11 protein-coding genes are annotated in these 12,704 nt (G+C 73.5%); 6 read left to right on the plus strand and 5 right to left on the minus strand.

Annotated features, from left to right (window positions below; genetic code table 11):
- The first annotated feature begins 52 nt into the window (after positions 1–52).
- The 4 genes from ACH4VO_RS17040 (at position 53) to ACH4VO_RS17055 (ending at position 3,595) form a co-directional block, all read left to right on the plus strand.
- A complete protein-coding gene (locus ACH4VO_RS17040) occupies positions 53–1,732 on the plus strand; it encodes an FAD-dependent oxidoreductase (protein ID WP_360985159.1) in 1,680 nt (559 codons plus the stop codon).
- Positions 1,689–2,138 carry a hypothetical protein gene (locus tag ACH4VO_RS17045; RefSeq protein WP_360985162.1) on the plus strand — a complete coding sequence of 150 codons (450 nt, stop codon included), beginning with the start codon at positions 1,689–1,691 and terminating at the stop codon, positions 2,136–2,138. Before ACH4VO_RS17040 ends, ACH4VO_RS17045 begins: the two co-directional genes overlap by 44 nt.
- Before the next feature lie 106 nt (positions 2,139–2,244).
- Positions 2,245–2,694 carry a VOC family protein gene (locus ACH4VO_RS17050; protein ID WP_360985165.1) on the plus strand — a complete coding sequence of 150 codons (450 nt, stop codon included), beginning with the start codon at positions 2,245–2,247 and terminating at the stop codon, positions 2,692–2,694.
- Positions 2,695–2,782: 88 nt separating this feature from the next.
- Positions 2,783–3,595, plus strand: coding sequence for an HAD family hydrolase (locus ACH4VO_RS17055; RefSeq protein WP_360985168.1), 813 nt, complete (start codon positions 2,783–2,785; stop codon positions 3,593–3,595).
- 58 nt (positions 3,596–3,653) lie between these two features.
- Here the strand turns inward: ACH4VO_RS17055 and ACH4VO_RS17060 are convergent, their stop codons facing one another.
- The 5 genes from ACH4VO_RS17060 to ACH4VO_RS17080 form a co-directional block, all read right to left on the minus strand.
- Positions 3,654–4,253 (minus strand): TetR/AcrR family transcriptional regulator, encoded by a 600-nt coding sequence (locus ACH4VO_RS17060; protein WP_360985171.1) that lies wholly within the window; start codon positions 4,251–4,253, stop codon positions 3,654–3,656.
- Between the two features lie 199 nt (positions 4,254–4,452).
- Entirely contained in the window at positions 4,453–5,349 is an 897-nt protein-coding gene (locus tag ACH4VO_RS17065; protein WP_360985174.1) for an ABC transporter permease, read from the minus strand.
- Complete coding sequence (locus ACH4VO_RS17070; protein WP_360985177.1) at positions 5,336–6,328, minus strand: ABC transporter ATP-binding protein; 993 nt, start codon at positions 6,326–6,328, stop codon at positions 5,336–5,338. Before ACH4VO_RS17070 ends, ACH4VO_RS17065 begins: the two co-directional genes overlap by 14 nt.
- 99 nt (positions 6,329–6,427) lie before the next feature.
- Positions 6,428–7,657, minus strand: a complete 1,230-nt coding sequence (locus tag ACH4VO_RS17075; protein ID WP_360985180.1) for a DUF2092 domain-containing protein — start codon at positions 7,655–7,657, stop codon at positions 6,428–6,430.
- 207 nt (positions 7,658–7,864) lie between these two features.
- Positions 7,865–8,875 carry a polyprenyl synthetase family protein gene (locus tag ACH4VO_RS17080; protein ID WP_360985183.1) on the minus strand — a complete coding sequence of 337 codons (1,011 nt, stop codon included), beginning with the start codon at positions 8,873–8,875 and terminating at the stop codon, positions 7,865–7,867.
- Between the two features lie 313 nt (positions 8,876–9,188).
- Here ACH4VO_RS17080 and ACH4VO_RS17085 point away from each other — a divergent pair, with 313 nt between their 5' ends.
- Positions 9,189–11,210, plus strand: a complete 2,022-nt coding sequence (locus ACH4VO_RS17085; protein WP_360985186.1) for a CocE/NonD family hydrolase — start codon at positions 9,189–9,191, stop codon at positions 11,208–11,210.
- 110 nt (positions 11,211–11,320) lie between these two features.
- Complete coding sequence (fahA, locus tag ACH4VO_RS17090; RefSeq protein ID WP_360985189.1) at positions 11,321–12,550, plus strand: fumarylacetoacetase; 1,230 nt, start codon at positions 11,321–11,323, stop codon at positions 12,548–12,550.
- Positions 12,551–12,704: the final 154 nt, after the last annotated feature.

A 12,704-nucleotide genomic window follows, 5' to 3' on the forward strand; every position in this document is an offset into this window, starting at 1 on the left:
TAACTCGGTTGCGTTTTTCTGGTCCCCAGACGACGCGAACCGAGGAGCAGGCATGACCGACGTAGTGATCGTGGGCGCGGGCCCGACCGGGCTGACCCTGGCGTGCGACCTCGCCCGGCGCGGTACCACCGTCAGGGTCCTGGAGAAGTCGCCGGAGTACCCGCGCAGTTCACGGTCCAAGGGCCCCAACGCCCGCTCCCTGGAGGTCCTGGAGGATCTGGGTGTCGTGGACGCGGTACTGGCGGCAGGGTCGCCGCCGCTCCCGATGCGCACGTACCGGGACGGCCGCCCGGTCGCCGACACCGACCCGTACGCGGACTGCTCCCCGGCACCGGAGGCGCCGTACGACCGCGGCCGGCTGATCGCGCAGTGGCGGCTGGAGGAGATCCTGCGCGACCGCCTCGCCGGGTACGGCGTCCACGTCGAGCTGGGGGCCGAGGTCGTGGGCCTCACGCAGAACGCCACCGGCGTGACCGCGGAACTGGCCGACGGCTCCCGTGCCGCGGCCCGGTACGCGGTGGGCTGCGACGGAGGACACAGCTCCGTACGGAAACTGCTCGGCGTCCCGTTCGACGGGGAGACCCACGAGGAGCAGCTGATGGTCTGCGGGGACGTCGAGATCACGCCCGGCCTCCTCGACCGGGGCGTCTGGCACCAGTGGTTCGACGAGGACGGCGCCGTCATGCTGTGCCCCGTGCCCGGCACCCGGGCGGGCTGGTGGTACCAGTCGAGCCCCGAGCGGGACGCGGCCGGCCGCGCCTTCGCCCCCAGCGTCGAAGGCTTCCGGCGCCTCTTCGCCCGGCACACCCGGCTCCCGGGCGAGCACCTCACCGGGGCCACGCTGCTCTCCACGTACCGCGTCAACGTGCGCATGGTGGACCGCTACCGGGTGGGCCGGGTCCTCCTCGCCGGTGACGCCGCCCATGTGCACGCCATCGCGGGCGGCCTCGGCATGAACACCGGCATCCAGGACGCCTTCAACCTCGGCTGGAAACTCGCGCAGGTGGTGCGGGGCCGCGCCGAGTCCGGGCTCCTCGACACCTACGAGGAGGAACGGCTCCCGGTCGCCGCCCGGACGCTCGACCTCGCCTCGGACCGGCTGCGGGCCACGCTCGAGGCGATCAGGAGGCCGGGCGGCGGGCTGGACACCGCGATCACCTCGGACACGACCGGGCTCGGCCTCGGCCTCGGCTACCGCCGGAGCTCGCTCTCCGCCCCGCAGGACGGGCACCGCCTGCTGCGGTCCGGCGACCGGGCCCCCGACGCCCCCTGCCGCGACGGGTCCGCCGGCACCCCGACCCGGCTCTTCCACGCCTTCGCCGGCCCGCACTTCACCGTGCTCGGCTTCGGGACGGCCACGGCGGAGACGCTGCGGGCGGCGGCGGCCCACGGCGACTCGGTACGCGCGTACCAGGTGTACGGCCCCGGGGACCGGGCGGCCACCCCCGCCGCGCCCGGTCCCGGCGCGCTGTACGACGAGGAGGGGCACGCGCGGGCGGCGTACGGCGCCGAGGGCGACACCGTCGTGGTGATCCGCCCCGACAACCACGTGGGCCTCGTCGCGGGAGCGGACGCCACCCCGACGGTGCGGCGCTACCTCGGCGCTCTGGACCGGGTGCCCCGGCCGGACGGGACGGGTACGGCAGACATGGTGGACGGCGCGGGCAAAGGCTGGTTGAGTGCCCCGGATGGGGACGCTTCTGGGGGACATGAGGCACGTCCGGTGGCATGAGCTGCGCCATGCCCAGGGTTCCGCCTCCCAGGTCCCCGGCCTGCTCTCGCGGATCGCCTGGGACGACGGCGAGTCGGCCGGGGACGCGCTCGGCGACCTGCGGCAGTGGATAGGCGCCATGGCCCTCTTCGACTCGACCGTCGCCACCGTGCCGTTCCTGTGGGAGCTGGCCGGAGCGCGGACGGTCAAGGACCGCGCCGGGGTCCTCGACCTGCTGCGGACGATCCTCGCCCGCGGCCACGCCCACCAGCCGGAGTGGACACGGGCCGCCCACGCGGCGGTCCTGGCGGGCCTGGCGACGGCGGAGCGGCTGGCCGGGGACGGCGATCCGGCGGTGCGGGACGCCGCCGGCACGTTCCTCACCGCGGCCGACGGGCACACCTGCGGGGCCTGCCCGCCGGGCTGACGGCCACCGCGGCCGAAAACCGTCCGCCGGCGCCCTTTCGGCAGGAACCGGACGGGCACCGGCAATCGTGTTGCCGGTCCCTCGTTCAGCCGCTATGAACGGTCCCATGACCCTGCACTGGAAACTCGTCATCGACGCGAACGACCCGCACGGCCAGGCCGACTTCTGGGCCGAGGCCCTCGGCTACCTGGTCGAGGACAACAGCGTCCTGATCGGGGAGCTGCTCGGTGCGGGGATCCTGCCCGAGTCGGCCACGGTCGAGTCCCACGGGCGCCACGCCTTCCGCGATCTCGCGGCGGTGCGGCATCCCGACGACCCGTACGAGCAGAAGAGCGGCACCGGCCTCGGCCGGCGCCTGCTCTTCCAGCGCGTCCCGGAGCCCAAGACGGTGAAGAATCGCCTCCACCTGGACGTGCACGCGGCCCCCGGGCAGCGCGACGCGGAGGTGGAGCGGCTGGTGCACCTCGGGGCGAGCGTGCTGCGCACCGTCGAGCAGCCGGGCGGTTCCTGGCAGGTCCTCCTGGACCCGGAGGGCAACGAATTCTGCGTCCAGTGACGGGCGGGCCTCCGCGGGACGCGGGCCGCTGACCGTCCCCGCAGGTCAGCGGCGTCCCCCCGGGGGACGATCTCTCTACGCTGGCCTCATGTTGACGCCACCCGCCTACGCCCTCGTCGCCACGGACCTGGACGGCACCCTCCTGCGCTCCGACGACACGGTGAGCGCCCGCTCGCGCGCCGCCCTGGCCCGGGCCGCGTCGGCCGGCGCCCGCCATCTGATCGTCACGGGGCGGCCGGTGCCCGGCATACGCGCCCTGCTCGCGGACCTCGCCTACGGCGGCCTCGCGGTGTGCGGGCAGGGCACCCAGGTGTACGACGCCGGTTCCGGCCGGATGCTGAGCTCGGTAACGCTCGACCGGGACCTGGCCGCCACGGCCCTCGGCAAGATCGAGGCCGAGGTCGGGCCGGTGTTCGCCGCCGTGGACCAGGACGGTCCTGAGGGCAGGACCCTGATCGAACCGGGTTACCGCATGCCGCACCCCACCCTCCCCGCGCAGCGGACCGGGCACCGCGCCGAACTGTGGGAGTCCCCCGTCATCAAGGTCCTGGTGCGCCACCCCGGGCTGACGGACGACGAGCTGGCCGCCGCCGCCCGCGCGGTCGTGGGGGATCTGGCGACCGTCACGATGGCGGGCCCCGGCACCGTGGAGTTGGCCCCGTACGGCGTGGACAAGGGCATCGGCTTCGCCCTGGCCGCCGAGGCCCTGGGCCTCGACCCCGCCGGCGCGGTGGCCTTCGGTGACATGCCCAACGACCTGCCCATGTTTCGCCGCGCGGGGCACCGGGTGGCGATGGCGGGCGCCCACGCCGAGCTGCGGGCGGCGGCGGACGAGATCACGCTGTCGAACGACGAGGACGGGGTCGCGGTGGTCCTGGAGCGGCTGTTCGGCCGCGACTGACCTCCCCCGGCGGCCCCCGGAGGACGCGGGCCCCGGCCGCAGCGGGGGGTGTGCCCCGTCAGCCCGCGTCCCCCGGGGCCGCCCCCAGCGACCTCAGGACGTGGGCCACCAGGGCGGCGACCGTCTCCTCGTCCTGGGACGGCTTGCGCAGCACATGGCGGTAGTAGACGGGGCCGTAGAGCATCTCCACCGCCAGCGGGAGGTCGGCGCCCGCCGGGATCTGCCCCTGCTCCTGTGCCCGTCGCAGTCGCTCCACGGCGGCCTCGAAGCGCGGGTCGACCAGCTGCTCCAGGACGGCCGCGGCCAGCGCATCGTCGTGGTGCATCTCGGACAGGATGCCCGCGAACGCCGGGCCGTACGGCGGCGTCGAGACGAATCTCACCGCGCTGTTGATGTGGTTCCGCAGGTCGGCGGCGACGTCCCCGGTGTCGATGAACGGGGTGGCACCGACGAACACCTCGGTGAAGGCCTCCAGCAGGACGGCGCCCTTCGACGGCCACCAGCGGTAGATCGTCTTCTTGCTCACCCCGGCGCGGGCCGCGATGGCCTCCACGGTGACCCGGCCGTACCCCTTCTCCGTGCACAGCTCCAGGGCGGCGTCCAGCGTCGCCCGCCGTGATCGCTCGCTGCGGCGCGCGGAACTCGGCGATGTGATCATTCGGTGAGCATAGGGGGATTCCGGCCATCGCTTGTTGACAGCTCGTCGCCAGAAGTCGAACAATGACGAGGCAGAAACGGAACGTACCGTGTCGTGTGCGTTCCGGGCCTCACACCGTTCGTGCCGTTCGTGCCGCGACGAGCCGATCGGGGGACGGCTCGACCGGCCGACGGCGCGAACCGGCCACGGCGGGCCCCCTTCACGCGGTGATGTCCTTGGCCGTGAAGCGCGCCCAGGCCGCCGAGCCGAACACCGCCACGTACACCGCCTGCAGCCCCAGATCGCGGATGATGCCGTCCCAGTAGAACGGATCCCGGAGCAGGTCCGCGAAGGACATCCAGTGGTGCGGGAAGAGATACGGGTGGATCGCGTCCAGCTGCGGCATCGTGTCCAGGATCTGCACGGTGATCAGCACCCCGACGGTGGCGGCCATCGCGGCGATCCCGCTGTCGGTGAGCGTGGAGACGAACAGGCCGAGCGCGGCGAACCCCGTGAGGGAGACCGCCACCGCCAGGGCGATCAGCCCGGCCCGCAGCAGACCTTCGCCGAAACCGATCCGGGTCCCCGAGATCGTCGTGACCTCTCCGACGGGGAAGAGCAGCAGCCCCACCGCGAGCGCCGACACGGCCACGACCAGGGTCGCCGCGAGGCAGAACGCCAGCACCGACACGTACTTCGCGAGGAGCAGCCTGGCCCGGCCCGCCGGGGCGACCAGCAGATAGCGCAGGGTCCCGCCGCCCGCCTCGCCGGCGACGGAGTCCCCCGCGACCACGCCGACCGCCATGGGGAGGAAGACGGGGAGCGTCGCGGAGAGCGCCGCGAAGACCAGGAAGAGCCCGTTGCCGGCGACCTGCGCGAGGAAGGCGGGGCCGTGGGGGCCGTCCGGGCCCGCCGACGAGCCGTCACCCGTCTCGATCCGCACGGCGACCCCGACGAGCACGGGGACGGCGGCCAGCACCCCGAGCAGGGCGAGGGTGCGCCCCCGGCGCAGCGTGGTGGTCAGCTCGGAGCGGAGGATCCCGAACGTCCACACGGCACGCCGCGTTGCTCCGGGTACGCCGTCCGCGACGGCCGTGGTGAGGTCAGCCCGCGACATCGAAACCCTCTCCGGTGAGTGCGACGAACGCGTCCTCCAGCGAGGCCCGCTCCACGCCGAAGGACCGTACGCGGACGCCGCCGCGCACCAGGGCGGCGCTGACGTCCGCCAGCTCCACGTCCCCGGGCGGGGCGTCCGCGCTCACCCGGTCCCCGTCGGCCACGAGCCCGGTCGCCCCGTGCTCCTGCAGGACGCGTACGGCGTTTCCCGGGTCGGGGGTGGTGACCGCGAGCCTGCCGCGGGCCCCCGCCGCGAGATCGGCGACCGGCCCTTGGACGAGGAGCCTGCCGCGCGCCATCACCGCCGCGTGGGTGCAGACCTGCTCGATCTCGTCGAGGAGGTGGGAGGAGAGGAAGACGGTGGTGCCCTCGGCCGCCAGTTCCCGGACGAGGGCGCGGATCTCCCGCATCCCCTGCGGGTCGAGGCCGTTGGTCGGTTCGTCCAGGACGAGCAGCCTGCGCGGCCGGAGCAGCGCGGCGGCGAGCCCGAGGCGCTGCTTCATCCCGAGGGAGTAGGCCTTGGCCTTCTTGCCTGCGGCGGCGGCCAGGCCGACCCGGTCGAGGGCGCTGTCGACGCGGGCCCGGCGGGTCCGAGGATCGGCCGAGGGGTCGGCGCTGTCGTAGCGCACGAGGTTGTCGCGGCCGCTCAGGAACCCGTACGCCGCCGGTCCCTCGATCAGTGCGCCGACGTGCGGGAGGACCGTGCGGGCGGCGGCCGGCATGGGGTGGCCGAGGACGCGGGCGCTGCCGGCGGTCGGGGCGATGAGGCCCATGAGCATCCGGATCGTGGTGGTCTTCCCGGAGCCGTTGGGCCCGAGGAAACCGAAAATGCTGCCGTCCGGGACGCTGAGGTCGAGCCCGTCGACGGCCGGCCGGCCGCCCCGGTAGCGCTTGGTGAGGCCGCGGGTCTCGATCACGGTGCCCCGTTCCGGCCGCCGGGCCGGCTCCGCCGCCACCGCCCGGGCCGCTGTGTCCCTCATGGCCCCTCCCGTTCCTTCCGCCGTGTACGGGCGGTACGGCCACGGCCGGCGCCGCCCCGCCGTACGGAGCGTACGGCGGGGCGGCGCGGACCGTGCGTCCTACTTGGCGGTGTCGGCCGCCTTCACCAGCGCGTCCTTGGTGACCGCGCCGACGTACACCCTGCCGTCGTCCGTCATCAGGGCGTTGACCAGGCGGGTCTTGAAGACCGTGCCGGAGCCGAAGTCGCCGGTGACCTTGTCGCCGAGCGCGTCCAGGAACTGCTGCGCCTGGGCGGGCATGTCCGTGGAGCCCTCGGCCGGGAGGCCCGCGCCGCCCGGGACCTTGATCTCGGCGACCGCGTTCCAGCCCTCGCCGATGACGTTCAGGCCCTTGAAGTCCTCCAGGGCACCGAGGTCCTGCGGCGTCCTGTGTGCGGCACCCTGCTTCCCGGCGTCGGCCTTCAGCTCGTCGGCCTCGGTCACCTCGGCCCCCTTGGGCGGGGTGAAGGAGAAGGAGGACGCGTCGGGCTTCGCGAAGTCGACCTTGGTGAACGCGGCGTCGACCGCGGCCTTGCCGCCGCTGCTCGGCGCCAGGGTGAACTTCAGCGGTACGCCGGTCGAGGCGTCGACCGCGATCCGGACCGACCCGATCGTCGAACCGGACTGCTTCGGCTTGATCAGCAGCTGGTACGCGTCGCGGCCCGCCACCTGGGCCGTGCCGTCGACCGTGACCGACGTGGTGTCACCGGCCGCCGCGAGAGCCTCCTCGGCCAGCTCCTTGGGCGTGGCCGGCATCCCCTCGGGCGCCGTGTGCTTCCCGGCCTTGCCGCCGGTCCCCTCGGAGCGCGCGTGGTAGACCTCGTTGCTCTCGCTGTCGTACGCCCAGACGTCGCTCCCGTTGTGGACGACGCTGTACTCGGAGCCCTCGCCGAGGATCGACAGGCGCTGCCTGTCGGGGCCGTCGGCCGCCACCCGGAGCGTGTGCGTACCGGACGCGAGCTCCATCAGCTTCGTGTCGGGGGCGGCGCTCGACGTACTGCCGCTGCTCCCGCCTCCCTGCGCGAAGGAGCCCGCGAGTCCGCCGAGCGACGGGATGCCGAGGTCGGTGCTGATCTTCACCGTGCCGGAGATCTGCTGCTGGTCCGACGCCGCGATCTTCTCGACGAGTTGCTGCGCAGTGATCTTCGGCAGCTCCGGGTCGCCGGAGTCCGCGAGCGCCGGGACGAGTCCGATCGTCGCCGCGGCCACCCCCGCCACCGCGACGGGGACGATGTAGCGTGCCGCCCTCCGGCGGCCCACGACAGTGCCCGTGGCCTTGCCGGTGGTCTCCGCGCTGTCGTTCGATGCCATGTGTGCCCTACCTCCGTGGTCGGCGGCTGCCATCCCGTTGCACTCGTCCACCCCTCGCCGCCCTTCTCACCCGATGTGGTCAGGAGTGGTTGTTCTCCATCTGACCAAATCGGGCGGCGACAAGCGTCAGCCCCGGGGAGCAACTGTGGCTACCTCTCCGGGATGACACCGCGGCGGAGCCCCTAGGGGCTGCCGGCGCACACGGTGTCAGCCCGCCCGGTGCACCACGGCGTCGCACAGCTCTTCGAGCGCGGCCTTCGCGTAGCCCTCGGGCAGCGGCGCCAGGGTGGCCCTCGCCTCCTGGGCGTAACGGACGGTGTCCCGGCGCGCCTGCTCCAGCGCGGGGTGGGCGCGGAGCCCGCCGAGCGCCCGGGCGAGCCGGTCGTCGTCGGCGAGGTCACCGTCCAGCAGTTCCACGAGTTCCAGGTCCTCCGGCTTGCCGCCGGCCGCCGCCTGCGCGCGCAGGTGGAGGACCGGGAGCGTCGGGATGCCCTCGCGCAGGTCGGTGCCGGGGGTCTTGCCGGACTCGTGGGAGTCGGAGGCGATGTCCAGTACGTCGTCGGCGAGCTGGAAGGCGATGCCGAGCCGTTCCCCGTACTGGGTGAGGATGTCGACGACCGAGGCGTCGGCCCCCGCCATCATGGCGCCGAACCGCCCGGAGACGGCGACCAGGGAGCCGGTCTTGCCGCCCAGCACGTCCATGTAGTGGGCGACCGGGTCGCGGCCGTCGCGCGGACCCGCGGTCTCCATGATCTGGCCGGTGACCAGGCGTTCGAACGCCTCGGCCTGGATGCGCACGGCCTCGGGGCCGAGGTCGGCCAGGATGTGCGAGGCGCGGGCGAAGAGGAAGTCGCCCGTCAGGACGGCGACGGAGTTTCCCCAGCGGGTGTTCGCGCTGTCCACCCCGCGGCGCACGTCCGCCTCGTCCATCACGTCGTCGTGGTACAGCGTCGCCAGGTGCGTCAGCTCCACGACCACGGCCGCGGGCACGATCCCGGGAGCGCCGGGGTCCCCGAACTGGGAGGCCAGCATCACCAGCAGCGGACGGAAGCGCTTGCCGCCCGCGCTGACGAGGTGCTGTGCGGCTTCCGTGATGAAGGGGACGTCGCTTTTCGTGGCGTCCAGCAGTCCCGCCTCGACAGCGGCCAAACCGGCCTGGACATCGGCCTCAAGAGCCTGGTCCCGCACGCGCAGTCCGAACGGCCCGACGACGGTCACGAGGGGATCTCCTGTCTGCTGACGATCACACGGAATGTCGATGTGTCGCTGTCTTCACCCAAGCCAGCGTATCCGGTCCCCTTTGGATCACCGTGGGCGCCTTCCCGCCACCGCCGGTATGTTCGGGATCAGCTCACACGATCAGGAGTTGTCGCTTTGTCCCCCAGCGCGATCTGGGCCGAGCCGGCCCGGCCGCCACCGAGGACGAACAGGCCCGCAACGGCCCTGTCGCGGTGGTGACCGGTACGGCCGTCACCGCCACCGCTCCCCCGGCCCAGGCGCGCCACGCACCCCGTCCACCCGAGGTACCGCCATGCAGATCCGCACCGCGTTCCCGTACGGGACGACCCACGAGGACCTCTCCATCCCACTGCCGGACGGCACCCGGTTGTACGCCCGGATCTGGCGGCCGGTCACCGACGACCCCGTGCCGGCCCTGCTGGAGTACCTGCCCTTCCGGCTGAGCGACCGGACGGCGCCGCGCGACCGCCGGCGCCACCCCTGGTACGCGGGCCACGGCTACGCCTCCGTACGGGTGGACGTGCGCGGGCACGGCAACAGCGGGGGGATGCCGGGCGACGCGTACGACGCGACCGAGCTGGCCGACGGGGTCGCCGTCGTGCACTGGCTCGCGCGCCAGGAGTGGTGCACCGGCCGGGTCGGCATGTTCGGCGTCGGCTGGGGCGGTTCCGACGCGCTGCGGATCGCCGCGCTCGCCCCGGAGCCCCTGAAGGCGGTCGTCACCGTCTGCTCGTCCGACGACCGCTACGACAACGACGTGCACTACCTGGGCGGCTCCGTCCTCGGCGTCGACATGCACGCCTGGGCCGCCACCCTGCTGGCCTTCGTCTCCTGTCCCCCGGACCCGGCGCACGTCGGCGACGCCTGGAAGGACATGTGGCTGAGCCGGCTGGAGGCCGTGGAGCCGTTGATCCACACCTGGCTGGCGCACCCGACCCGGGACGACTACTGGAAGTACGGCAGCGTCCGCGAGGACTACGGCGCCGTCGAGGCCGCCGTGCTGGCGGTCGGCGGCTGGCACGACCCGTACCGCGACACCGTCCTGCGGCTCGTCGAGCACCTGGCCCCCTCGAAGGTGCGCGGTCTGATCGGCCCCTGGTCGCACCAGTACCCGGAGCGGGGGCTGCCTCCGGGGCCCGCGATCGGCTTCCTGCAGGAGACGCTGCGCTGGTGGGACCAGCACCTCAAGGACCAGGACACCGGGGTGATGAACGAGCCCCTGCTGCGGTCCTGGATCAGCGGATCGCACCGGCCGGCCACCGTCCACGAGACGCTGCCCGGGCGCTGGGTCGGTGACGCGACCTGGCCGTCGGCGAACGTCACCCCTATGGTCTACGCCCTCCAGGGCGGTCCGCGGATCGTCCGGTCGCCGCAGCAGACCGGGCTGGACGCCGGACGCTTCCTCCCCCTCGGCAACGAGGCCGACCTGCCTCCCGACCAGCGCGACGAGGACGCCAAGTCGGTGTGTTTCGAGTTCCCCGTCGAAGGTGGCCCGATCGAGATCCTCGGCAGACCCCGGGTGACGCTCCGCGTCCGGATGGACGTGCCACGCGGCCAGGCCGTCGCCCGGCTCTGCGACGTGGCCCCCGACGGCGCGTCGACCCTGGTGACCCGCGGGGTCCTCAACCTGTCGGCCCGGCACGGGCGCGACCGGTCCGACGACTGGCCGGCCGGGGGGACCGAGGACGTGTCCTTCGAGCTCGACGGCATCGGGTACACCTTCCCGCGCGGCCACCGGATCAGGCTGGCCGTCTCGTCCGCGTACTGGCCGTGGGTCTGGCCGCAGGCGGGCTCGGCGGGCTTCACCCTGGAGGCGGACGGAAGTCTCGTCGAGCTGCCGGTGCGCCGGCACACCGAGGACCCGGGGATCACCTTCGGCGCACCGGAGCAGGCGGAACCCCTCGGTGTCGCCGTCCCCGCCACGCTCGACGGGCAGCGACCCGAGCGCCTGGTGGTCAGGGACGTCGCCGCGGGCGAGTGGCGTCTGGAGGTCGATCCGCGCTACGGCGGCACGCACGTCCACCCGGACGGGCTCGAGTTCACCGAGGACGCGCTGGATACCTACACGATCCGGGAGGACGACCCGCTGTCGGCGCGGGCACGATCGGACTGGAGGATCCGGCTGCACCGGCCGGAGACGGGTTGGGACGTGCGGATCGAGACCCGTTCGGAGACCGGAGCGGACGACGACGACTTCCTCACGTCGAACGAGGTGGTCTGCAGGGACGGCGACGAGATCGTCTTCCACCGGACCTGGGAGAAGCGGATCCCGCGGACGGCGGGCCGGGGGCGGGCCGACGGCGGGGCCCCGTAGAGGAGTACGCCGTAACGTTCCGGGCATTACGCCTACTTGAGCCCTGCCGCCGGCCGGTACGTCCGACGTAACGTGTCCCCCAAGCGACCTGGAAAGCGAGGCAGCAACAGATGCCCGAGCAGAGCAGCCCGCTCGATCTGGCCGAGGGCGACCCCTTCGGTCCGCACAACCTTCCGTACGGCGTGTTCTCCACCCCGGGACGCCCGCACGAGCGCAGGGTCGGTGTCCGCGTCGGCGGGCATGTGCTGGACGCCGGAGCGGCCGCCCACGCGCTGGGTTCGCCGTACGCCCGGCTGCTGGACCGGCCCAGCCTGACCCCGCTCCTCGCGGCAGGGCGCACCGCATGGCGCGACGTCCGGCGGGCGCTCACCGCCTGGGTGACCGTGCCGGCCCACCGGCCGGACATGGAGCCCCTGCTGTACCCCCTGGACTCGGTGACGCTGCACCTGCCGTACGAGGTGGCGGACTACGTCGACTTCTACGCCAGCGAGCACCACGCCACGAACGTCGGCCGGATCTTCCGGCCGGACGGTGCGGCACTCACCCCCAACTGGAAGCACCTGCCGATCGGTTATCACGGGCGCGCGGGCACGGTCGTCGTCTCCGGTACGGACGTGGTGCGCCCCTCCGGCCAGCGCAAGGCGCCCACCGATCCCGCCCCGGTCTTCGGCCCCTCGGTGAAGCTGGACATCGAGGCCGAGGTCGGCTTCGTCGTCGGTGTCCCCTCCGCGCAGGGGTCCTCCGTCGCGCTCGGCGACTTCCGGGAGCACGTCTTCGGGCTGAGCCTGCTCAACGACTGGTCGGCGCGTGACATCCAGGCCTGGGAGTACGTGCCGCTCGGCCCGTTCCTCGGGAAGTCCTTCGCCACCTCCGTGTCGGCGTGGGTCACCCCGCTGGAAGCCCTCGACGCGGCCCGCACGGCTCCGCCCGCCCGGGACTTCGACCCGCTGCCCTACCTCGACGACGCGGACGAGGAGGAGCCGGGCGGTTTCGACATCCGGATCTCGGTGGCCGTCAACGGCCAGGTGGTGTCCGAGCCCCCGTTCGCCTCCATGTACTGGACGGCGGCCCAGCAGTTGGCCCAGATGACGGTGAACGGCGCCTCGCTGCGCACCGGCGACCTGTACGGCTCCGGCACGGTCAGCGGCGCGGAGCCGGGGGAGCGCGGCTCCCTGCTCGAACTCACGTGGAACGGCCGTGACCCGCTGGAACTGGCCGAGGGCAAGCGAACGTTCCTGGAGGACAGTGACACGGTCACCCTGACCGCCTGGGCACCCGGGCCGCACGGCACGCGGGTCGGGCTCGGCGAGGTCACCGGGCGGATCGTGCCTGCGGCGTGAGCCCGGACGCCCTCACGCCGGCCGGCGTTCGCCGTGGCGAGGGCGGTCCCGGGCGGGGGCGGTCGGGCGGGACGACGGCACACTCCCGGCGGACCCGGATTCCGCGGGCGCCCCGCCGTCCGGGTCCCTGGGCGACCCGGACGGGGATGTGCGC

The sequence above is a fragment of the Streptomyces sp. NPDC020780 genome (assembly GCF_044334475.1).
In the GTDB taxonomy this organism is placed as follows: Bacteria; Actinomycetota; Actinomycetes; order Streptomycetales; family Streptomycetaceae; genus Streptomyces.

Bases quoted from the DNA above. Each gene is read 5' to 3' on its own strand.
- ACH4VO_RS17040 (WP_360985159.1), top strand. From the start codon at position 53: ATGACCGACGTAGTGATCGTGGGCGCGGGCCCGACCGGGCTGACCCTG.
- ACH4VO_RS17045 (WP_360985162.1), top strand. From the start codon at position 1,689: ATGGGGACGCTTCTGGGGGACATGAGGCACGTCCGGTGGCATGAGCTG.
- ACH4VO_RS17050 (WP_360985165.1), top strand. From the start codon at position 2,245: ATGACCCTGCACTGGAAACTCGTCATCGACGCGAACGACCCGCACGGC.
- ACH4VO_RS17055 (WP_360985168.1), top strand. From the start codon at position 2,783: ATGTTGACGCCACCCGCCTACGCCCTCGTCGCCACGGACCTGGACGGC.
- ACH4VO_RS17060 (WP_360985171.1), bottom strand. From the start codon at position 4,253: ATGATCACATCGCCGAGTTCCGCGCGCCGCAGCGAGCGATCACGGCGG.
- ACH4VO_RS17065 (WP_360985174.1), bottom strand. From the start codon at position 5,349: ATGTCGCGGGCTGACCTCACCACGGCCGTCGCGGACGGCGTACCCGGA.
- ACH4VO_RS17070 (WP_360985177.1), bottom strand. From the start codon at position 6,328: ATGAGGGACACAGCGGCCCGGGCGGTGGCGGCGGAGCCGGCCCGGCGG.
- ACH4VO_RS17075 (WP_360985180.1), bottom strand. From the start codon at position 7,657: ATGGCATCGAACGACAGCGCGGAGACCACCGGCAAGGCCACGGGCACT.
- ACH4VO_RS17085 (WP_360985186.1), top strand. From the start codon at position 9,189: ATGCAGATCCGCACCGCGTTCCCGTACGGGACGACCCACGAGGACCTC.
- fahA (WP_360985189.1), top strand. From the start codon at position 11,321: ATGCCCGAGCAGAGCAGCCCGCTCGATCTGGCCGAGGGCGACCCCTTC.